At 74.9% G+C, this 21,878-nt stretch carries 6 protein-coding genes; 1 reads left to right on the plus strand and 5 read right to left on the minus strand.

The features are described from left to right. The first annotated feature begins 166 nt into the window (after positions 1–166). The gene (locus AFM16_RS03275) at positions 167–1,780 is read left to right on the plus strand and encodes an alpha/beta hydrolase (RefSeq protein ID WP_078632227.1); all 1,614 of its coding nucleotides are present in this window, start codon (positions 167–169) and stop codon (positions 1,778–1,780) included. Between the two features lie 33 nt (positions 1,781–1,813). On the opposite strand, the gene AFM16_RS03280 is transcribed toward AFM16_RS03275, so the two are convergent. From AFM16_RS03280 to AFM16_RS03300, 5 genes are all read right to left on the minus strand, one after another. Continuing rightward, positions 1,814–2,590 carry an alpha/beta fold hydrolase gene (locus tag AFM16_RS03280; RefSeq protein WP_078632229.1) on the minus strand — a complete coding sequence of 259 codons (777 nt, stop codon included), beginning with the start codon at positions 2,588–2,590 and terminating at the stop codon, positions 1,814–1,816. Positions 2,591–2,674: 84 nt separating this feature from the next. Continuing rightward, on the minus strand, positions 2,675–3,811 hold the full coding sequence (locus AFM16_RS03285) for an alpha/beta hydrolase (RefSeq protein ID WP_030787481.1): 1,137 nt from the start codon (positions 3,809–3,811) through the stop codon (positions 2,675–2,677). Further along, positions 3,808–6,141, minus strand: a complete 2,334-nt coding sequence (locus AFM16_RS03290; RefSeq protein WP_245177624.1) for a thioester reductase domain-containing protein — start codon at positions 6,139–6,141, stop codon at positions 3,808–3,810. Before AFM16_RS03290 ends, AFM16_RS03285 begins: the two co-directional genes overlap by 4 nt. A gap of 103 nt (positions 6,142–6,244) precedes the next feature. After that, positions 6,245–19,858, minus strand: a complete 13,614-nt coding sequence (locus AFM16_RS03295; RefSeq protein ID WP_078632233.1) for a type I polyketide synthase — start codon at positions 19,856–19,858, stop codon at positions 6,245–6,247. 140 nt (positions 19,859–19,998) lie between these two features. Further along, entirely contained in the window at positions 19,999–21,726 is a 1,728-nt protein-coding gene (locus AFM16_RS03300) for a fatty acyl-AMP ligase (protein WP_078632235.1), read from the minus strand. Positions 21,727–21,878: the final 152 nt, after the last annotated feature.

Genomic DNA, 21,878 nt, shown 5'->3' on the forward strand with positions numbered 1-21,878 from the left:
TGATCACAAAAACACCCCATATGCCTTCGATCTTGTGGGTGGAGGGAGGTGCCTAGGTCGTCTTCCGGGCTGCCGGGGCTCCGGAGGCGGCCCCGGCGGGCGCCACCTATCGTGGGGTGCCGAGGCGCCGTTCCCGGTCCGCTGAGAGGCGTCCCTGGAGGCATCCATGCAGGCCATGCTGTCCACCCGGTCCGGGCCGCGCCGCCGCGCGCTCGTCGCGGCGGCCGCGACCGCGGCCCTGACGCTGGGGTGCGCGAGCCTGCCGACGGCACGGGCCGACGGCGACGACGATCCCGGCCTGTCCCGCTTCTACGACCAGAAGATCTCCTGGTCGAAGTGCGACGTAGACGGCGTGCCCGACGACCTCCAGTGCGGCACGGTGAGCGTCCCGCTCGACTACGCCCGCCCCGGGTCCGGCTCGCTCGACCTGGCGCTCGCCCGGTACCGGGCGACCGGCGACAAGCGGGGCTCGGTGGTGCTGAACTTCGGCGGCCCCGGCGGTGCGGGGGTGCCCGAACTGGCCTACGGCGGAAAGCCGTTCATGGAACTGACCGACGGCTACGACGTGGTGTCGTTCGATCCCCGCGGCGTCGGCCGTTCCTCTCCGGTGAGCTGCGGCGACGAGGAGCAGGGCGGGCTGTCCGCGCTGGACGACGACGATGCCCTCGGCGACCCCGCGACGGTCCTGGCCCGGCTGCGGGAGGCGGCCGCGGCCTGTGTCCGCAACTCCGGGCCCGTCCTGCCGCACATAGGCACCGTCAACGCGGCCCGCGACCTGGACGTCCTGCGCTCGGCCCTCGGCGACAAGAAGCTGAACTACCTCGGTTTCTCCTACGGCACCCGGCTCGGCGCGGTGTACGCCGCCCAGTTCCCCGGCAAGGTCGGCCGGGTCGTCCTGGACGGTGTGGACACGCTGACCGAGCCGCTCGCCGAGCAGGGCGTGGCGGGCGCCCGCGGCCAGCAGACCGCGCTCGACGACTTCGTCGACTGGTGCGTGCGGGACATCGCCTGTCCCTTCGGCCACGACGCCCGTACGGCCCGGGAGGCGGTCGTCCGGCTGGTGTGGTCGCTGGACGAGAACCCGCTCCCGTCGGACTTCGGGGACGACTTCACCGGCCAGGACCTGGTGGCCGCGCTCGGACAGGGGCTCTACAGCAAGGAGCTGTGGCCGTCGCTGGAGCGGGCGCTCGCCCTGCTCGTGGAGGACGGCGACGCGAGCGGGGTGATGGCGTTCGCGACGGGCGGCATGGCCCTCCCGGCGCTCCCGGCCCTCCCGGCGGGGCGGCCGGACGCCGCCGAGCCCTCCCCGCTGGTGGAGCCCGAGGACGTCCCCCTCGACAACCTGCCCGCCGCGCTGATGGCGATCAACTGCGCCGACGACCCCGACCGGCCCACCGCCGAGCAGATCACCGGTGACCTCCAGCGGCTGCGGGCCGCCTACGAGGAGGCGTCACCGGTCTTCGGCCGGTACCGCCTCTCCGAGGTCCTGCTCTGCTACGGCCGCCCGAAGGGCACCGACTTCATCCGCGAGGAGGTCAAGGACGTCGACACCCCGCGGATGCTGCTGGTCGGCACCCGGGGCGACCCGGCGACCCCGTACCGCTGGACCGAGGAGACGGCCGAACGGCTCGGGGACTCGGCCGTCGTCCTGGACAACAAGGGCGACGGGCACACCGGGTACGGCTCCTCGAAGTGCGTGCACCGCAAGATCGACGACTTCCTGCTGTACGGCTCCCTGCCGCCCGACGGCAGCTCCTGCGGCGCCGAGGAGACGGACTGAGGCGCCCGCGGGCGGGGAGCGGTCAGCCGGCGATCAGCCCGCGGTCACGAACGCGTCGATGGCCGCGGTCAGTTCGGCCGGCTTCTCGACGGGCAGTTCGTGTCCGGCGTCGATGATGCGGACGGTGGCGTCCGGGTACGCCTTCGCCATCCGCAGCATCTGCGACACCGGCAACTGCACGTCGTGGTAGCCGTGGATCATCAGGGTGGGCGTGCGGATCTCCCCCACCCGGTCCAGGACGTCGAACGCCCGCATGGCGCCGTACAGCGTCATGACGACCTCGCGCGGGGTGTCCGCCGAGGACTTGATGTACGCGCGGACCTCGTCGCGCGGGTAGCCGGGGGCGAAGGCGCGCTGGATGTTGGTGGCCACGAACAGCTTGTACGGCACCAGGGTGGAGGCGGCCATCAGCAGACCGCGGCCCCGGCTGAAGGTCATCCTCGCGATGGAGTTGACCAGGATCATCCGCTCCACGCGCTCGGGATGTGTGAGCGCGACGGTCTGGGAGATCATCCCGCCCATCGAGTGGCCGATCAGGACGCACCGCTCGATCTTGAGGTGGTCCAGCAGGGTGATCAGGTCGTTCGCCAGTTCCGCGACCGTCTTCACGCCCGCGCCGCTGCTCTCGCCGTGGCCGCGCAGATCGAACCGGACCACCCGGCGCTTCTCGGCGAAGTGGGCGAGCTGGTGGTCCCAGCGGTGCCGGTTGGCCGTCCAGCCGTGCACGAACACCAGCGGCACCCCGCCGCCGTCGCGCGGCCCCTCGTCGTCGTACGTCAGTGCGGCGCCGTCGACTTCGAGCTGCGGCATGGGTGCCTCCTGCGGTATGTCCGGGGTGCGGTGCGGCGGGTCCTGGTTACTGACGCGTACGGTAACGGGCGAGCGGGCCGGCCGTCACCGTCGTTCGCCGAGGAATTCCAGGATGTGACCGAAGACGTCGAGCGCGGCGCCCCGGCCGAGGAACGCGTCGAGGTGGCCGTAGCCCGGGATCTCGGTGTAGCGCACGTCGAGTCCGGGCTGCCGGTGGGCGAGGACGTCGTGGCAGAGCCGCTGGGAGTCGCCCCACAGGCCGTTCTCGCTGCCGGAGAGCAGCAGCAGCGGGGTGTCGATCCGGCCTGCCGCGTCCAGGGCGTTGGCCGGCAGGGCCCGGTAGCGGTGGTCGGTGTCGTGCCAGCGGACCACCGTGCGGGCCAGCTCGATCCGGCGCAGATGCGGCAGGATCCACAGCGGGGCGGGGCCGAGCAGTTCGGCGAGCCGGTCGTGGGTGGCCTCGGTGAGGTTCTCGTGCACGAAGAGCGAAGCGCCGGTCCCCCAGGCCGAGTTGTGCAGGATCTGGCAGGTCGGGTCGGGGCAGCCCGCCTTGCGCGAGGCGAGCGCGAACAGCGGGGTGTAGCGGGAGCGGAGGCCGACCTTGCGGAAGTCGACGGGGATGTGGTCCATCCGGGATCTGAGCAACTCCCCGGCCAGGGACATCCGCAGTGAGGTGCTGCCCTTCAACTTGGGTGTCAGAAAGACGCCTTGGGTCACCACTCCGGCGAGTCCGGGCACGAGTCCGGCCGTCAGGGACAGCGACAGCGCGAGCGCGCCGACGCAGTGGGCGACGACGAACAGCGGCCGGTCGCCGACGCGTTCACGGATCCGGGAGACGGCGGCCGGGATGTCGTGGAGCGCCACGTCGTCGTAGGTGTACCGCTGCCCGGTCTCGTTGTAGGGCAGCCGGCAACTGCCGCGCCAGTCGAGCAGCCAGGGCTCGTAGCCGTCGTCGAGCAGTGAGTCGACGAGGTTGCGGGTCTCGGGCAGCAGGAACATGTCGGCGGACGCGGTGTGGCCGTGCAACAGGAGCACGACGGGCCGGCCGCTCTCGCCGGGGTCGACCCGGGTGAGGCCGAGGCGGACGCCGTCCGGCGCCCGGAAGGGGATGTCCTCGACGCGGGCCGGGTCGAGGCGGTGGCGCAGCGGGCGCAGGGCGGGCTCGGTCCTGACCCTGCGCAGCGCCGGGCGGGCCGTCGCGGAGGCGGTTCGGAAGATCATCGGCGGTGCTCCGTGGGGTTCGTGGTGCGGCGCAGGTCCAGCAGGTCGGCGCCGGCGCGGGCGAACGGGCCGAGCAGTCCCCGGCCCATCTCGACGCCGAACCAGGCGAGCCAGGTCAGCTTGGCCGCGCGCTTCTCCTGCGCCGTGAGGTGCGGGGCGACCCGGATGCCGTCGACCTGGTCGCGGACGTAGGAGTCGGCGGGGACGACGACCTCCCCGGTGAAGGCGGCCGGTGCGCCCTCGCGGCCGAGTTCGACGGTGAGGGCGCGGGTCTGGCGCCACAGGTCGCGGCGGGCGCGGGCGTACTTGTGGCCCTCCAGCCACCACAGTTCACCCTCGGTGTCCCGCAACTGGAGTCGGTAGCGCAGGAGCTGGTGCTTGAGGCCGTGGCTCTGCGGGATGCCCTCCTCGGGGCGGACCCAGACGTCGCCGCGGACGACGGTGAGCGGTTCGGGGTGGACGGCCGGGCAGTCGACCGTGCCGTTGACGTCCAGCCGCCGTTCCCGCACGAGTTGGTACATACTCGCGAGGGAGAGGGTGAGGGACATCGAGCAGGGCGTGCCGCCGGTGCCGCCGTCGACGGGGCGGACACCGCCCTGCGTGGTCTCGGAGAACCACAGGTAGGGCTGGTCGTCCTTGTGCGGCAGCCGGGCGAGTCCGTCGCCGGCGAGCTGCTCGAACGTCTTCAACTGGGCCCGGGCGTCGTAGCGGGCGGCGGGCGGCAGTCCGAGCGCCTCGACCAGGGCGGCGGTGCGGGTGCCCTCGGCGGCGGGTCCGGTCAGGGTGGCCTCGCACAGCTTCAGCGCGGTGGGGCTGTTCAACACCCGGGTGAGGAAGGTGAGTTCGGGGACGGGCTCGGCCTCCAGACGGGCCAGGGTGCCGGTCCGCCACTCCTCCCAGTCCTGGACGCGGACGTGCATCCCGCCGAACGCCATGTCCCGTACGACGTCGTCGAGGGTCTGCGGGACGCCGGTGAGGTTGTAGTCGAAGCCCCAGGCGTCCGGTTCACAGACGACGGCGACGGCGGCCCGGCTCACCCAGTCCACGGGGGCCACGTTGAGGTGGCGGAACGCCGGTACGGTCCGGAAGCGGCCGAACGCGGCGATCAGGCCGCTGCTGAGGTCCTGGGGGTTGTGGGCGCCGGTCCTGCTGTGGCCGCCGATGCCGCCGGGGCGCAGCGCGGAGACCACCAGACCGTGGTCGCGGGCGCGCCGCAGGGCCACCTCGGCGGCCCACTTGGACTGGTCGTAGCCCGCGACGAGCCGGTCCACATGGGCCAGCGGGTCGTCCTCGCCGAGGGAGGTGATGCCGACCTCGTTGAAGACGGCGATCGAGGAGATGTGGTGCACCGGCTTGGGGCGGCCGGTGGCGGCCAGCTCGGCCAGCGTGAGCGCGCCGATGACGTTGCTGCCGCGCAGCGACCGGTAGCCGCGCAGAAAGTCCACGGCCGCCGCGACGCCGACCACGCTGTCCAGTTCCTCGGTGAGGGTGTGCCACAGCTCGTCGGACAGGCCGAGGCGCGGGCTGCGGATGTCACCGGGGAGCACGGTCACCCGGCGGCGGATCTCCGCGTTCCACGGCAGCAGATGGCGGCGCAGGCTCTCGCCGAGCCGGGCGGTCGCGGCCTCCAGGTCGGCCGCGCGGACCAGGCAGTACACATGGGCGTCGCTGTGCCGGAGCAGGTCGAGCAGCATATGGCCGCCGAGGAAGCCGGTCGCCCCGGTGAGCAGGATCCGCCGGGGCGCGACCGGTTCGGGCCGCCGTACGAACGGCAGCCGGTCGGCGAGGGCGAGGTCGGCGAGGATCTGGTCGAGGTCGTCCTGACGGGCGGAGGCCGCCGGGGCGGAGGGGGACGCGACGACCGCAGGACGCGGCGCGGGCACCGCCACCGGCACGGGTGCCGGCGTCGGGAGTGCCAGGTTCGCCGCGTCCCCGGCCGTCTCCAGCCAGCGGCGGGCCAGGCCGATCGGGCGGGCGTCGGCGAAGACGTCGTCGAGGTCCAGCTCCACGCCGAGGTCGCGCTCCAGTTCCGCCGCCAGTTCGACGGCGTGCACGGAGCTGCCGCCGGCGTCGAAGAAGTCGGCGTCCGGGGCGAGCCGCCCCTCGGGCAGATACCGTCCGGCGGCCTCCGCGATCGCTGCGGCAAGCCCCTCCGCGTCCGGCACTCCGTGCGGCACGGCGGCGGCGGCCACCTCGGATTCCGGTTCCTCCTTCCGGGTGACCATGGCCAGCAGGTCCGTCACCGTCAGGCCGCCCGCGTCCGCACCGCCCCGCTCGATCGCCTCGGCGACGGCCCGCTGCCCGGCGTTCGCCGTGGGGTCCTCGTTCATGTCACGCATTCAGAGCCCTTCACGATGTGCACGTTCCTGTTCCGCCTGTCCGTTCTCGTCACCGCAGCCGATGTCACCGCAGCCGATGTCACTTCAGCCGAGGTCACCGCTGTTCCCACGACCGGAACGCCCGCAGGTGTTCCGGGGTCGTCACGGCCTCCAGGAGTTCGTCGTCCTGGTCGCCGCCGCCGAGCGCGGCCACGATCCGCCGGGCCGGGGCGTTGCGCGGGCTGCGCTCGGCCGTCAACCGGACCTTGGCGCAGCCGAGTTCGTCGGCGCGGTCGGCCAGCCAGCCCAGCAGGCGTTCCTCGACGCCGCGTCCGAGGGCGCGGCAGCTCATCAGCCAGGCGAGGACGTCGAGCCGGTCGCCCTCGGCGCGGACCGCGAGCAGGCCGATCTGGCCGTAGTCGCCGAAGCGGTCGCGGGCCGCCGCCGTCCACACCTCGCCGCGGTTCCGCCAGCGGTCGAGGTCGCCGCCGTCGGCCGAGCGGGCGCGCAGGGTGAACTGGTTGGTGCGGCGCACGAGTTGTTCGGCGCGCCGGACGTCGTCCTCCCCGAGCGGCCGGACGTCGACCGTCAGTTCCAACTGGGCGAGGAACTCCTCGAATCCGGCCTCCTCCGTCTTGTCCCGTACGGCGTCCCGTTCCCGTTCCTGGTCGTAGAAGCGGGCCCGCAGGACGTCCTCGGCCGTCCCCGCGACCGGGACCAGCGGCCACAACCGGTCGAGGAACTCCTCCAGTTCGGGTTCCGCCGGGCAGGTCACCGCGAGCACCTCGGGCAGGGCCGCGCGCATCTTGCCGATCTCGGCGGGGTTGTCGTCGAGGAAGAGGAAGCTGTCCGGGCCGAGGTTGAGGGTGCGGGCCGCCTCGGCCAGCCGGGCGGGCTTGGGGCCCCAGGCGGCGGACAGGACGCTGAAGTGCTCGGCCTTGAGCGGGCTGTCGGGGCGGTCGAGGACGGCCCGTACGGTGTCCTCGTCGTTGTTGCTGACGAGCGCCAGCAGCACCCCGGCCTCCCGCCAGCGCAGCAGCCGGCGCGCGAGGACCGCCCGGGGTCCGGACAGGTCCACGGCGTCCGGGCCGATCTCCCCGGCCACACCGCTCCACAGCGTCTCGTCGCCGTCGACGGCGATCACCTTGGGCGCGGGCCGCAGCACGGCCCGTACGACCTCGGCGAGGCGGAGGGCCACGGCCGCCTGGAAGGGCGGGGTGAAGGGGAGGTGGGCGAGCCGTTCGGTGCGTTCGTCGAAGAGGTCCGTCACGGGGTGCCGGCGGGTCCAGTCGTCGGCGGTCAGCACCGCGATGCCGGGGCGGTCGGTGAGGTCGGCGGCGACTTCGCGCTCCCAGCGGGCGAGGCGTCCGTCCGTGTCCTTCGCGGGCAGGAAGCCGACGATCAGCGGCTTGCGGGTGTGTTCGGCCAGGGCCCGCAGCGCGGCCGGGTACTCGGTGCGCAGCTCGGCGAGGAGCGTGTCGTCCACCGGCCCGAACCGTTCCAGGTCGTGGGCCCGCAGCAGCACCACGCCGACGGCCGTGGCGGGGTCGGCGAAGACGCCGGACGGGTCGCGCAGGGCGGCGAGCACCTGGTGGTACGGCGCCTCGGCGACCGTGGGGCCGTCGTCCCCGAGGGCGGTCGCGCACATCAGCGGGAGGTTGCCGAGGGCGAAGGTGGCGGCGAGGGCCAGGGAGCCGCGCCCGGCGGGGGTGGCCGGGACGGGAAGCGGCACGTCCTCCACGGGCCGCCCGGAAGCGGCCTCCTGCTCCCCGGGCCGCCCGGAAGCGGCTTCCTGCTCCCCGGGCCGGGCGGGGTGCGTCGCGTCCCGCGCCGCTTCGCCGAGCAGGCGCAGGAAGTCGTCCGCCAGTGCGGCCGTGTCCGCCGGGTCGAGGATGTCGAGGTTGTGGTCGAGCCGGATCCGGTCCGCGTCCGGGGTCATCGTGATCATGAGGTCGAGGTCGGAGTAGCCGGTGCCGGCCGGCAGCACGTCCAGGTTTGCGAGGCGGCCGCCGTGCCGGACGTAGTTGAAGTAGACCTCCACCAGCGGGGCCTGGTCCCGGTGGAGGCCCTGCCGGGCCAGGGTGGCGAGGACGTCCGAGAACATCGCGCCCTTGGTCAGGACGCGGCGCAGCCGGGTGTCGGTGCGGCGCAGGACGTCCTCGACCGTCTCGCCCGCCCGCGCCTCGGCCGGGAACGGCACGGGGACGCCGTAGAAGCCCACGGCGTCGAAGGCGTCGGCGTGGATGCGGGTGTCCACCGGGACGGCGAGCACGAAGCGGTCGCGGGCGCGCAGCCGTGCCAGGAGCACGGTGAGGGTGCCGAGGCAGAACGCGGCGGGCGTGACGCCGAGGGCACCGGCGGCCGTGGCGACCCGCTCCATGAGGCCGTCGGGGACGTCCACGGTGACGCTGCCGGCCCGGTAGGTGCGCTGTTCGGGGCGCGGCCGGGAGAGCGTGAGGTCGAGGCGTGCGCTGCCGTCGAAGGCGGCCTGCCAGTCGGCGTCGGCCGTGCCCTCGCCCGACCGCTGGGCCTCGACGAGGAGTCGGACGTCCCGGTTGGTGACGTCGGCGTCGAGCGCGGTGCCGGACAGTTCGGCGTCGATCTCGGCCGCGACCAGCAGCAGGGACTGGAGGTCGCTCACCACGTGGTGAGCGCCTACGAGCAGGATCTGGCCGTCGGTGCCGCCGTCGAGCAGTTCGAGGCGCCACAGCGGTGCGGCCGTCAGGTCGAACGGCGGTTCGAGGAGCGCGCGCAGCCGGTCACCTGCGTCCGGTCCGTCGGTGACGGCGGTCCAGCGCAGGGGCGGTGCGGTGAGGTCGCGGACCACGTGGAGCCGGCGGCCGCCGTCGGGGACCGTGACCACCGAGGTCCGCAGCGCCGCGTGGCGGGCGACGAGCCGGGTGACGAGGGCGGTGAGCGCCTCGCGGGTGGTGGGGGCGGTGAGCCGGAAGGCGAGGCCGACCGCGTGGGCGGCCTGGGGCATGCCGGGGCGGGCGCTGCGCAGCAGGCGGACGACGTCCCGGGTGACCGGGAGGAGTTCGGTCTCCGGGACCTGGGCCGCCTCCTCCGCCGGGGTGCCGGGGGCCGGTGCGGTGACGGGGCGGTCGGGCAGGCCAGCGGCCAGGGTGTTCGCCAGGCCGCGCACATCGGCGGCGGAGAACATCTCGGCGGTGGGCAGTTCGACGCCGAGTTCACGGGCGAAGGCGTTCCGCAGCCGGACCAGCATCAGGGAGTCCAGGCCGAGTTCCTTGAGCGCGGTGCCGGCGGAGACGTCGACCAGGCCGCCCGAGACCTCGCCGATGCGGGCGCGGACATACTCCTCCAGCCAGCCGACCCGGTCGTCGGCGGTGGTGGCGGCGAACACCTTGCGCACCAGGGCGTCGGCGTCGCCGGTGCCGGTGGGCAGGCTGACGAGGTCGGCGAGGAGCGGGCGGGAGCGGACCGCGTCCGGGGCGAGCGCGAGCAGCTCCCGGTCCAGGGCGATGGGGGCGAGCTGGCGGCGCGAGGTGTCCAGCAGGCGGTCGAAGAGTTCGCCGCCGTCCTGCGGGGAGAACGCGACCAGTCCGGAGCGGCCGGTCTCGGCGGCCCGGGTGCCGGACTCGGCGACCATGCCGACACCGGACCAGACGCCCCAGTCGAGGCTGAGCGCCCGGCGTCCGGTGCGGGAGAGATGGTGGGCCCAGGCGTCGAGGAAGGCGTTCGCCGCCGAGTAGGGGCTCTGTCCGGCCGAGCCGAGCAGTCCGGCCGCCGACGCGAACAGCACCATGTGCCGGGCCTCGGGGGCGAGTTCGGTGAGCAGGGCGGTGCCGAGCACCTTGGGGGCGAGGACGCGCAGGACGCGTTCGTCGGTCAGGTTCGCCACGGTGGCGTCGTCCAGGACACCGGCCGCGTGCACGATCCCGGCGAGCGGTCCCGCCTCGCGTCGTACGGCGTCCAGGGCGTCGCCGAGGGCGGCGCGGTCGGCGACGTCGGCGCGGGCGAGGTGCACGGTGACCCCGCGCCGTTCCAGGCCGGCGATCCACTCCCGGGCGTCGGGCGTGGGCGCGCCCCGGCTCATCAGGGCGAGGCTGCGCACCCCGCGCCGGACGAGGCGTTCGGCGACGATCCGGCCGAGGCCGCCGAGACCGCCGGTGACGAGGTGGACGCCGTCGGGTGTGCCGCCGCCGTCGGTGTCCGGGCGGGTGCGGGCCAGCCGGGGGACGAGCCGGCCGGACTCCCGCAGGGCGACGAGGCGTTCGTCGTCGGCGTGCCGGAGCTGGGTCCACAGGGCGTCGGCGCCGCCGACGGGCGGCAGGTCGACGAGCGTGACGGCCAGTTCGGGGTGTTCCTGGGCGAGCGCGAGGCCGAAGCCCCAGGCCAGCGCCTGCTGGGGATGGGCGACCTGTTCGCTGCCGCCGGCGGCCTGGGTGCCCCGGACGACGGTGAACAGGCGCGGGGCGTGGCCGCGTCGTCCGGTGAGCGCGCGCACCAGGTGCAGGGTGCCCAGGCAGGCCAGCCGGGCCGCCTCCTCGGCCGTGCGGGAGTCGACGACGGCCGGGGCGTCCAGCGCGGCGAGCTGGACGATCCGGGCGGGCGGGGTGTCCGGGTACGCCGCGTCGAGCAGCCGGGCGAGCTGCTCGGGGTCGGCGGTGTCGAGGACGTACCGGCCGGCGCCCTCGGCGGTGAACTCCGGTCCCCTGCGGGCCACGACGTACGGCACGCCGTCGGTGTCGAGGCGGCCGGTCAGGGCCTCGGCGGTGCCGGTGCCGTCGGCGAGGATCAGCCACGAGCCGTCGGCGGGGGGTTCCTGCGCGGCGGGGCGGGGCTGCCAGCGGGTCTCGAACAGGGCGCCGTCCAGCGGGGGGAGCGCGGCGAGCCGGAACTCCTCGGCTTCGAGGAGGAGTTGCTCGTCGGCGTCCCACAGGCGCAGGTCGAGCAGGGCGGTGTCGCCGGCGACGGAGCGCAGTTCGCAGCTCGCCCAGGCGGGTGCGGTGCGCCGGCCGGTGAACCGGACGCGGCCGAACCCGGCGGGCACGAACGCCCGTCCTTCGGGGGCGTCGCCGGGCAGGGCGGCGGTGTGGAACGCGGCGTCCAGGACGGCCGGGTGGATCAGGTGTCCGGCCGGGGGCCGTTCCGTGAGCCGGGCGACCGCGGCGGTGTCCGTGCGGTGGGCCGTCTCCAGATTGCGGAAGGCGGGGCCGTAGTCGATGCCGAGGGCGCTCAACCCGGCGTAGACCGGACCGAGTTCGACGGGCTCGGGGCACCGCTCGCGCAGATCGCCGAGGCGGGCCCGCGCGGCGGGTCCCCCGGTCACGACCGAGCCGGTGACATGGCGTTCCCAGCGCTGTCCCTCGGCGGCGGACGAGAAGACGGTGAAGGCGCGCGAGCCGTCGTCGTCGGCGGGCCGCAGCACGAGCTGGAGGCGGACCGGCCGGTCCTCGGGCAGCCGCAGGGGCTGGAGGAAGTCCACGTCGGCGAGCCGGATCTCGTCGTCGCCGTCGGTGAGTGCGGCGGCGGCTTCCAGGGCCATGCCGAGGAAGGCGGCGCCCGGCAGCCAGACCTCGCCGGTGACGCGATGGTCGGCGAGGTGCGCGAACCGGCTGTCGCGCAGGTCGATTTCGCTCTGGAAGAGATGGCGGCCGGGTTCGTCGCTAGCCTCGACATGGGTGCCGAGCAGCGGGGAGGCGCCGGGCGAGCCGGCGGGCGCGGGGGCGAGCCAGTGGCGGTCGCGGGCGAAGGCGTAGGTCGGCAGGGCGACCCGGCGGCCGCGCGGGAACAGCGCCGCCCAGTCCGGTTCGTACCCGCCCGTGTACAGCTCGCCGAGGCGGCGCAGCAGGACGTCCGGGCCGTCCTGGCCGCGGCGCAGCGAGCCGACGGTGACGGCGTCGACCCCGGCCTCGGCGGCGACGGCGGCCACGGCGGCGGTCAGCGACGGGTGCGGGCTGAGTTCCACGAAGTGGCGGTAGCCGTCGTCGAGCATCCGGCGGACGGTGTCGGCGAACCGGACCGGCCGGCTCAGGTTGTCGAACCAGTACCCGGCGTCGAGGTCGTCCCCGCCGACCGGCGCGGCGCGCACGGCCGAGTACAGCGGGGTGTCCGCCGCCGCGCCGCGCACCCCGGAGAGCCGGTCGAGGAAGGTGTCGCGCAGCGGTTCCATGAGCGGACTGTGGGAGGCGAACGGCGTCGACAGGGACCGTACGGCGATCCCGCGGTCCGTGAGCAGGCCGCGCAGTTCGGCGAGCGCGTCGGCGTCCCCCGAGACGGCCGTCGCGCGGGCGCTGTTGACCGCGCCGACGAACAGCCGCCCCGCGTACGGCGCGAGGAGTTCCCCGACCTCGGTGTGCGGGAGTTCTACGGCGATCATGCCGCCGCGTCCGACGAGCGGGACGACCGCCTCGGCCCGCCCGGTCACCACGGCCACGGCCTCGTCGAGACCGAGCGCGCCCACGCTGTAGGCGGCGGCGATCTCGCCCAGGCTGTGTCCGACGACACCGTCCGGGGTGACGCCGAGGGTGCGCCAGGCGGCGGCGAGGGAGGCGTTGACGGCGAAGAGCGTCGGCTGGAGGTACTCGGTGCGCTCCAGCGGGGAGAACTCCTCCGGTGCGCGCAGGGCGTTGAGCACGGACCAGCCCGCGTGCCGTTCGACGGCCGCGTCGATCCGGGTGAGTTCCTCGCGGAACGCCGCCGAACCGGCGGCCGTCCCCAGTCCCATGCCGGGCCACTGGCCGCCGTGCCCGGAGAACACGAAGGCGACCTTGCCGCCGCGGTCCTCACGGGGCGCGGTCAGCGGAGCCCGTCCGGACGCCAACGCGTCGAGGACGGTGCGCAGTTCGTCCCGGTCGCCGGCCACGATCGCCGTCCGGTGCTCGAAGTGGCTGCGGTGCCGGGCCAGGGTGTGGGCGAGGTCGGGCAGGGCGGTGTCGTCCCCGGCCAGGTGCGTGGCGAGCCGCGCGGCCTGACCGCGGACGGCGGTCGCGGACCGCCCGGAGAGCACGAACAGCGTTCTGCCGCCGCCGGGTTCGGACGCCACGGGGTGCCCGTCCGCGACCGGCTCGGCGGCGGGCGGCTCCTCGACGATCACATGCGCGTTGGTCCCGCTGATCCCGAACGCGCTGACCCCGGCGCGCCGCACCCGCTCCCCCGCCACCGGCCAGGGGCGGGCCTCGGTGAGCAGCCGCAGTCCGCTGTCCTCCCAGTCGACGTGCCGGCTGGGCGTACCGGCGTGCAGGGTGGCCGGGAGGGTCCGGTGGCGCAGCGACTGCACGACCTTGATCAGTCCGGCGACGCCCGAAGCGGCCTGGGCGTGCCCGAGGTTGGACTTCAGCGACCCCAGGTACAGCGGCCGCCCCTCGGGCCGGGAGGCGCCGAAGACCTCGGAGAGGGCGTTCGCCTCGATCGGGTCGCCCAGGGTGGTGCCGGTGCCGTGCGCCTCCACGTAGTCGATGTCGGCGGGCGTGAGCCCGGACAGCTCCAGGGCGCGCCGGACGACTTGCTCCTGCGCGGGCCCGTTCGGCGCGGACAGACCCTGGCTGCGGCCGTCCTGGTTGACGGCGGTGCCGCGCAGCACCGCGAGCACCTCGTCGCCGTCCCGGCGCGCGTCCGAGAGCCGCTTGAGGACGAGCATCCCGGCGCCCTCGGCCCAGATCGCGCCGTCGGCGGCGTCGGAGAAGGAGCGGCAGCGGCCGGTGGGCGAGAGCCCGCGCAGCCGGCTGAACTCGACGAAGGTCTGCGGGGTGACCATCAGGGTGACCCCGCCCGCGAGCGCGAGGTCGCATTCGCCGGACCGCAGCGCCTGGGCGGCCAGATGGGTGGCGACCAGCGACGACGAGCAGGCCGTGTCGACGGTGAGGGCGGGCCCGTGCAGGCCGAGGGCGTAGGCGAGTCGGCCGGAGGCCACGCTGAGCGCGGAGCCGGTGCCCACGTATCCGTCGAGCTGGTCCAGCCGGGAGCCGGACAGGTAGTCGCTGCCGAACATGCCGACGTACACGCCGGTGGTGCTCCCGGCGAGGGTGGCGGGGACGGTGCCGGCCCGCTCCAGCGCCTCCCAGGCCGTCTCCAGGAGGAGCCGCTGCTGCGGGTCCATGGCGGCGGCCTCCTTCGGGGTGATGCCGAAGAAGCCCGCGTCGAAGGAGGCGATGTCGTCCAGGAAGCCGCCCTCGCGGGCGTACGTCCTGCCGGGCGCGTCCGGGTCGGGGTCGTACAGGGACTCGACGTCCCAGCGCCCGGCCGGGAAGGGGCCCACGGCGTCCCGGCCTTCGGCGACCAGGTGCCACAGGTCCTCGGGGTCGTGGACACCGCCGGGCAGCCGGCAGGCCATCGCGACGACGGCGATCGGCTCGTCGGTGGGGACGGCCGTGGCGGGGCGGGAGGAAGGGGCACCGGGTGTGGTGCGGGGCGCGCCGGCGAGCATGCCGTCCAGCAGGTGGCGGGTGAGCCGGGCAGGTGTGGGGTGGTCGAAGAGCAGGGTGGCGGGGAGCCGGGTGCCGAGGCGGGCGCCGATGCGGTTGCGCAGTTCGACCGCCGTCACCGAGTCCATGCCGAGGTCCCGCAGCGGCCGGTCGGTGGCGACGGCCTCCGCCGCGCGCAGCCCGAGGACGCGCGCGGCCTCCTCGCGGACGAGGGCGAGGACCCGGTCGGCGCGGTCGGCCTCGGGCAGCGCGGCCAGCCGCTCCGCGAGTCCGCCCGCAGGACCGGCGGACGCCGCGCGCGGGGCGGGCAGCAGGGAGCGCCACAGCGCGGTGTCGCCCACGGCCTCCCGGACGCGCGGCAGGTCCACGATCCAGGCGATCTGGTGGGCCGTGCCGCGCCGCAGGGCGAGGGCGGTGAGGTCGCGGCCCTGGATGGGGGTGAGGGCGCGGTGGCCGAGCCGGGCCATCCGGGCCAGGTCGGCGTGCTCGGCGGCGAGGCCCTCCCCTGCCCAGGCGCCGTAGGAGACGGAGACGGCGGGCAGGCCGTGCGCCCGGCGGTGGTGGGCGAGTTGGTCGAGGAAGACGTTGGCGGCGGCGTAGTTGCCCTGGCCCGGGTTGCCGACGACACCGGCGGCCGAGGAGACCAGCAGGAACAGCTCCAGGGGCAGGTGCGCGGTGAGCCGGTGCAGATGGGCGGCGCCGTCGACCTTGGGCCGCAGTACGCGGGCGAGCCGCTCGGGGGTCAGGTCGGCGACCACTCCGTCGTCCAGGAGCCCGGCGCAGTGCACGACACCGCGCAGGGGCGCCTCCTCCCCGAACCTGGCGAGAAGGGCGGCCAGTTCCCGCGGGTCCGCGACATCACAGGCGGCCACCTCCACCTCGGCGCCCAGGGCGGCCAGTTCGGCGACGGCCTCGGCGGCCCGCGGGTCCTCGGGGCCCCGGCGGGAGGTCAACAGCAGGCGTGGGACGCCGAGTTCGGCGAGGAGGCGGGCGAGGTGGCGGCCCACGGCGCCGAGTCCGCCGGTGATCAGGACGGTGCCGTCGGTGGGCAGGGTGCCGTGCTCCCCGGGGCGGGCGCGGACCAGACGAGGGGCGAGCAACGCGCCTGAACGGAGGGCGAGTTCGGGTTCGTCGGGGAGGGCGACGGCAGCGGCACCGTCGAGGTCGCCGGGATCCTCGACGTCGAGCAGGGTCAGCCCGAGGTCCGGGTGCTCGGCCCGGGCGCTGCGGGCGAGGCCCCACAGCACGGACTGGGCGAGTCCGGGCACGCGGTCCCCGTCGGAGGCGGCGACCGCGCCCCGGGTCACCCACACCGTACGGGTGGGCGCGTCGGCGGCGATCAGCTCCTTCAGCTCGGCCACCGCCGTCCGCGCCAAATCGTGTGCGGACGCGGCGAGTTCCCCGTCGGCGGGTTCCCAGACGCGGATCACGGCATCGGTCCCCGACACCGCCGCCGGTTCGACCGCCGTCCACGCCACCTCGTACAGATGCCGGGCGTTCTCCGCGGTGCCGCTCAGGTCCGCCGCGGTCACGGCGTGCAGGCGTACGTCCTCCAGGCGGCCCGCCGGGAAGCCGTCGGCGTCCCACAGGGCGACGTCCAGGGTGGTGGCGTCGGTGCGCCGGACGGAGACGGTCAGATCGTGGGCGGCGGTGCCGGTCAAGGTGCAGCGTCCGACGGCGGCGGGCAGCAGCACGGCGCCCTCGGGCGCCTCGAACGCGGCGGCCACGTGCAGGGCGGCGTCCAGGAGCGCCGGGTGCACCGGGTAGGGGTCGGCGACGTCCCGCGCGCCGGGCGGCAGGGAGAGCCGGGCGAGCAGTTCGTCCTCCGCGGTGCGTACGGCCTCCCGTACGCCCTGGAAGGCGGGGCCGTAGCCGAGGCCCGCGCCGGTGAGCCGCTCGTAGGTCTCGGGGTCCCAGGCGGGGGCGGCGTCCTGCGGCCAGGCGGGGGGCGTGCCGCCGGGCGCGTCCGCAGGCCGTTCGGCGTCCGAGGCGCCCGAGGCCGTCGCGTGCAGGGTCCAGCCCGCGCCCTCGTGGCCGCGCGGGCGGCTGTGCACGGTGACCTCCGGCACGGGGCCGTCGCCGCTCACCTCGACCGACACCTCGACGGTGCCGGTGGCGGGCAGGGTGAGGGGGGCGAGCAGCAACAGGCCGGTGAGGTCGGCGGGTTCGTCGGGGCGGGCCGTGGCGAGGGCGGCGCGGCAGAGTTCCAGCAGGGTGGTGCCGGAGACGACGGTCCTGCCGAACACGGTGTGATCGGGCAGCCAGTCGGCGGTGGCCGGGGACCACTCGTTGCGGAAGGTCCAGCGGGTCGCGTCGGCGGACTGGAGCTGGACGCCCAGCAGCGGGTGCGCGGAGCGTTCGAAGAGCCCGGTCCCGGCGCCCGCCGTGCCCTCGGGTTCGATCCAGTACCGCTGGGTGTCCCAGGCGTACGTGGGCAGGTCGGCGGGGGCGGCGGCGGGTGCGAGGCGCCGCCAGTCCACCGGCCGTCCGTGGACGTGGAGTTCGGCGGCGGCGCGGTCGAGGCAGGCGCGGCCGTCGGCGTCCCGGCGCAGGGAGGCGACGGCGACGAGGTCCTCGTCCACCGTGCGCACGGCGGTGGACAGGGAGGGGTGCGGGCCGAGTTCGACGAAGTAGCGGTAGCCGTCGGCCGCCATCCGCTCCACGGTGGGCGCGAAGCGGACGGGCTCGCGCAGGTTGGTGTACCAGTAGTCGGCGGCGAGTTCCGCGGTGACGGGTGCGCCGGTGACGGTGGAGTACCAGGCGACCTGCCCGGGGTGGGCGGTGACGCCGTCGAGTTCGTCGAGGATCTCCGTGCGGACCGCTTCGACCTGGGCGCTGTGCGAGGCGTAGTCGACGTCGAGCCGCCGGACGAAGACGCCCTCGCGGTCGAGTTCGTCCAGCAGGTCCTGGAGGGGTTCGACCTCGCCGGCCAGGACCGTGGAGCGGCCGCTGTTGACGGCGGCGACGGACACCCGGCCGTCGAGCCCGGCCGTCCTGGCCTCGATCTCGGTGTGGGGCAGTCCGACGACGGCCATCGTGCCGGTGCCGGAGAGCGCCGTGAGGGCCTGGGAGCGCAGGGCGACCACGGCGGCGGCGTCGTTGAGGCTGAGCGCGCCGGCGACACAGGCGGCGGCGACCTCGCCCTGGCTGTGTCCGATCACCCCGTCCGGGCGGATCCCGCGGGCCCGCCAGACGGCGGCCAGGGACACCATCACGGCGAACAGGACGGGCTGGACGACGTCCACGCGGTCCAGTGGGGGCGCGTCGGTGTCGCCGCGCAGCACGGCGGCGACGGACCACTCGGTGAAGGGGCGCAACGCGCCGTCGCAGCGGTCGAGTTCGTCGGCGAAGACGGGGTCGGTGGCGAGCAGGTCGCGGGCCATACCGGTCCACTGGGCGCCCTGGCCGGGGAAGACGAACGCCAGCTTGCCGGGCGGAAGGGCCTGCTGCGGTCCTGCGGTGCGGTCGGGGTCGGGCCGTCCGGCGGCCAACTCCTCCAGGGCGGCCAGCAGTTCACCGGAGTCGGCGGCCTGGATCACGGCCCGGTGGGCGAAGTGGGTGCGGTGCCGGGCCAGGGTCGCGGCGACGGCGTCGAGCGCGGTGCCGGGCCGCTCGCGCAGCGCCGCGGCGAGCCGTTCGGCCTGTCCGTGCAGGGCGGGGAGGGTGCGGGCGGAGAGCGGGAACAGGGTGGGCCCTGCCGGGGTCCCGGCGACCGCGGAGGCGGTTTCGGCCGACGCGGGCGCCTCCTCCAGCACCACATGCGCGTTGGTCCCGCTGATCCCGAACGCGCTCACGCCGGCCCGGCGCACCCGGTCCGCGCGGCGCGGCCACGCCTCGGCGGTGCGCTGGACGCGGAGTCCGCCGCCCTCCCAGTCGATGTGCTCGGTGAGGTGCTCGGCGTGCAGGGAGGCCGGGACGCGCTCGTGGGCGAGGGCCAGCACGGTCTTGATCACCCCGGCGATGCCGGCGGCCGCCTGGGTGTGCCCGAGGTTGGACTTGAGGGAGCCGACGCCGAGCGGCCGGTCGGCGGGGCGGCCGGGGCCGTAGACGGCGGCGAGCGCGCCGCCCTCGATCGGGTCGCCGAGCCGGGTGCCGGTGCCGTGGGCCTCGATGTGGTCGATGTCCTCGGGGCGCAGTCCGGCGGCGTCCAGGGCGGCCCGCAGCACCCGTTCCTGGGCGGGGCCGCTGGGTGCGCTCAGGCCCTGGCTGCGGCCGTCCTGGTTGAGGGCCGAGCCCTTGACGACGGCGAGGATGCGGTCGCCGTCCCGGCGGGCGTCGGTGAGCCGCTTGAGGAGGACCAGGCCGCAGCCCTCGGCCCAGACCACGCCGTCCGCGTCGGCGGAGAAGGGGCTGCACCGGCCGGACGGCGACAGTCCGCGCAGCCGGCTGAACTCGACGTGTCCGCGCGGGGTCACCAGCAGGGTGGCGCCGCCCGCGAGGGCGAGGTCGCACTCGCCGGCCGCGAGCGCCCGGGCCGCGAGGTGCAGGGCGACCAGGGAGGAGGAGCAGGCGGTGTCGACGGTGACCGCGGGGCCCTGGAGGCCGAGGGTGTAGGCGAGGCGTCCTGAGGCCACGGAGGGGGCGGTGCCGGTGCCGATGTGCCCGTCGAGCTGTCCGAGGGAGGCGGCGGCGAGGTAGCCGCTGTCGTAGAGGCCGAGGTAGACGCCGGTGTCGCTGCCGGTGAGGGTGTCGGGGACGAGTCCGGCGCGTTCGAGGGTCTCCCAGGCGGTCTGGAGGAGCAGGCGCTGCTGCGGGTCCATGGCGGCGGCCTCGCGCGGCGAGATGCCGAAGAAGGGCGCGTCGAAGCGGTCGATGGCGTCGAGGAAGCCGCCGCGCAGGGTGTAGGCGGTGCCGGTGGTCTCCGGGTCGGGGTCGAGGAGGCCGTCGGTGTCCCAACGGCCCGCCGGGACCTCGGTGATGACGTCCCGGCCGGTGTCGAGGATCCGCCACAGCGCCTCGGGGTCGTCGGCGCCGCCGGGGAAGCGGCAGGCCATGGAGATGATCGCGATGTCGTCGTCCGTGCGCGCCTCCCGCGCGGGGGCGGGTGCCGGGGCGGTGGTGGTCCGCGGGGCGAACAGGGCGTCGGCGAGGGCGGCGATCGTGGGGTGGTTGAAGACCAGGGAGGGGTCCGTGGGACGGCCGGTGCGCTCCGCCAGTTCGGCGCCGAGGGTGACCAGTCGGCGTGATCCCAGGCCCAGTTCGGCGATGGGGCGGTGCGGGTCGACGGCCGTGGGGTCGAGGCCGGCCGACTCGGCCACGGCCGAGGCCAGCCAGTCGCGGACGTCCTCGGGGGTCGTCAGGGACGGGGCGGGAGTCGGGGAGTGGGAGGCGTTCGCAGGCATCGGAAGGGTGTCCTCGTGAACGGGGGTGCGCGATGGATTCCCGGCGCCTCGGTGTCGTCGGCGCGAGGGGTGGGCGGAGCGCGTGGCGTCCGCCGGGGGCGGGCTGCCGGGCCGGACGGGCGGGCCGGCAGCCGCCGTTGTCAGCGTGCGACGGGTGCGTCGACCGGGGCGAGCGTGCCGTCGAGGTAGGCCGCGCGGGTGGCTCGGCGCTGGATTTTGCCGCTGGAGGTCTTGGGGATGGTGCCGGGGTGGACCAGGACGACGTCGTGCACGGAGAGGCCGTGCGCGGTGCCGATCGCGGCCCGGATCAGATCGGCGACCTGTTCGGCCTCGGCGGCCGCGTCGGGGGTCAACTCGGCTACCAGGACGGGCTGTTCACCTTCGGCTCCGCTGTCGACGGAGAACGCGGCGGTGCAGCCGGGCCGGAGTGCGGGGTGGCACAGCTCGGCGGAGAGTTCGAGGTCCTGGGGGTAGTGGTTGCGGCCGTCGACGACGAGGAGGTCCTTGAGCCGGCCGGTGACGAACAGTTCGCCGTCGCGCAGGAATCCGAGGTCGCCGGTGCGCAGGAAGCGGCCTTCGCGGCCGGGGAGGGTGGCGCGGAAGGTCTCGCGGGTGGCGAGGGTGTTGCGCCAGTAGCCCTGGGCGACGCTCGCGCCCTGGACCCAGATCTCGCCGGTCTCGCCGTCGGGCCGCTCCTCCTTGCGGTCGGGGTCGGCGATGACGACGGTCATGCCCTCGCCGGGCCGTCCGCAGCCGACGGCGGCGGCGTCCGCGTCGGAAGTCCCGTTGCCGTCGCGGTTCTCGCGGTGCAGCAGGACCGGCGCCTCGTCCACCGTGCCGCCGGTGACCATGACGGTGGCCTCGGCCAGGCCGTAGCAGGGGTAGAAGGACTCGCGCCGGAAACCGGCGGGGGCGAAGGTCTCGGCGAAGCGGCGCAGGGTGGCGGGCCGTACGGGTTCGGCGCCGTTGAAGGCCACCCGCCAGGAGCTGAGGTCGAGGCCGTCGAGGAGTTCGGGTGTGGCGTGCTTGAGGGCCAGTTCGTAGCCGAAGTTGGGGGCGCCGCTGGTGTGCGGGCGGTACCGGCTGATCGCCTCCAGCCAGCGGGCGGGCCGCTGGAGGAAGTGCAGCGGGGAGAACAGGGTGGTGGTCAGACCGAGGTACACGGTGTTGAGGACCGGGCCGACGAGCCCCATGTCGTGGTAGACGGGCAGCCAGCTCACCAGGAGTTCGTGGTCGTACTCCTCGATGACCTGCGGGGTGTGGCCCATGCTCGTGGTGATGATCCGCTCGTTGTCCATGAGGTTGCCGTGGGTGACGACGACCCCGCGGGGTGCGGAGGTGGAGCCGGAGGTGTACTGGAGGAAGGCGACGGAGTCGTCCGTGAGGTCGGGCCGGCGCCAGTGCGCGGCGGCCTCGTCGGGTATGTCCTCCGTCACCACCCGTGCCACGTCGTCGAGTTCGGGGAGCTGGTCGGCCAACGCGCCGAGGGAGGCGACGACTTCGCGGCTGCCGAGGATCGCGCGGGCGTCGGCGTCGGCGATCAGGCGCTTGGTGCGGGTCAGGGCACGGCTGTTCCAGGAGTGGCCCTGCGGCGGGATGCCGGGCACGGCGACGACACCGGCGGCCAGGCAGCCGAGGTAGGCGGAGATGAACTCCAGGCCGGGCGGGTGGAGCAGCAGGGCGCGGGAGCCGGCGAGGCCGCTCTCCTGGAGCCGGCCCGCGACGGCCCGGACCCGGTCGGCCAGGCGGGCGTAGGTGATCTCCTGGATCTCCCCGTCCAGATCCCCCGTGACGAGGTAGCGGTAGGCGGTCCGGTCGGGCTGGTGCGTGGCGTGCGTGGTCAGCGTGTCGACCAGAGAACGAGCCATGTTGACGAGTCTCACCTGTCTGGAGAACGAGGGGGGAACTCTAGTGCGATTTTCAACCGTCGGGGGTCCGCGTCGACCCACCCCGAGTGCCCCCATGCAATTGTGCTACTGACGAGTAACACCCTATCAACTCGCCTCGCACAGTATGTCGA

The sequence above is a fragment of the Streptomyces antibioticus genome (assembly GCF_002019855.1).
GTDB lineage: Bacteria > Actinomycetota > Actinomycetes > Streptomycetales > Streptomycetaceae > Streptomyces > Streptomyces antibioticus_B.

Excerpts from the sequence above, each read along its gene's own strand:
- AFM16_RS03290 (WP_245177624.1), bottom strand. The coding sequence starts at position 6,141 with ATGAACGAGGACCCCACGGCGAACGCCGGGCAGCGGGCCGTCGCCGAG.
- AFM16_RS03285 (WP_030787481.1), bottom strand. The coding sequence starts at position 3,811 with ATGATCTTCCGAACCGCCTCCGCGACGGCCCGCCCGGCGCTGCGCAGG.
- AFM16_RS03280 (WP_078632229.1), bottom strand. The coding sequence starts at position 2,590 with ATGCCGCAGCTCGAAGTCGACGGCGCCGCACTGACGTACGACGACGAG.
- AFM16_RS03275 (WP_078632227.1), top strand. The coding sequence starts at position 167 with ATGCAGGCCATGCTGTCCACCCGGTCCGGGCCGCGCCGCCGCGCGCTC.
- AFM16_RS03295 (WP_078632233.1), bottom strand. The coding sequence starts at position 19,858 with ATGCCTGCGAACGCCTCCCACTCCCCGACTCCCGCCCCGTCCCTGACG.
- AFM16_RS03300 (WP_078632235.1), bottom strand. The coding sequence starts at position 21,726 with ATGGCTCGTTCTCTGGTCGACACGCTGACCACGCACGCCACGCACCAG.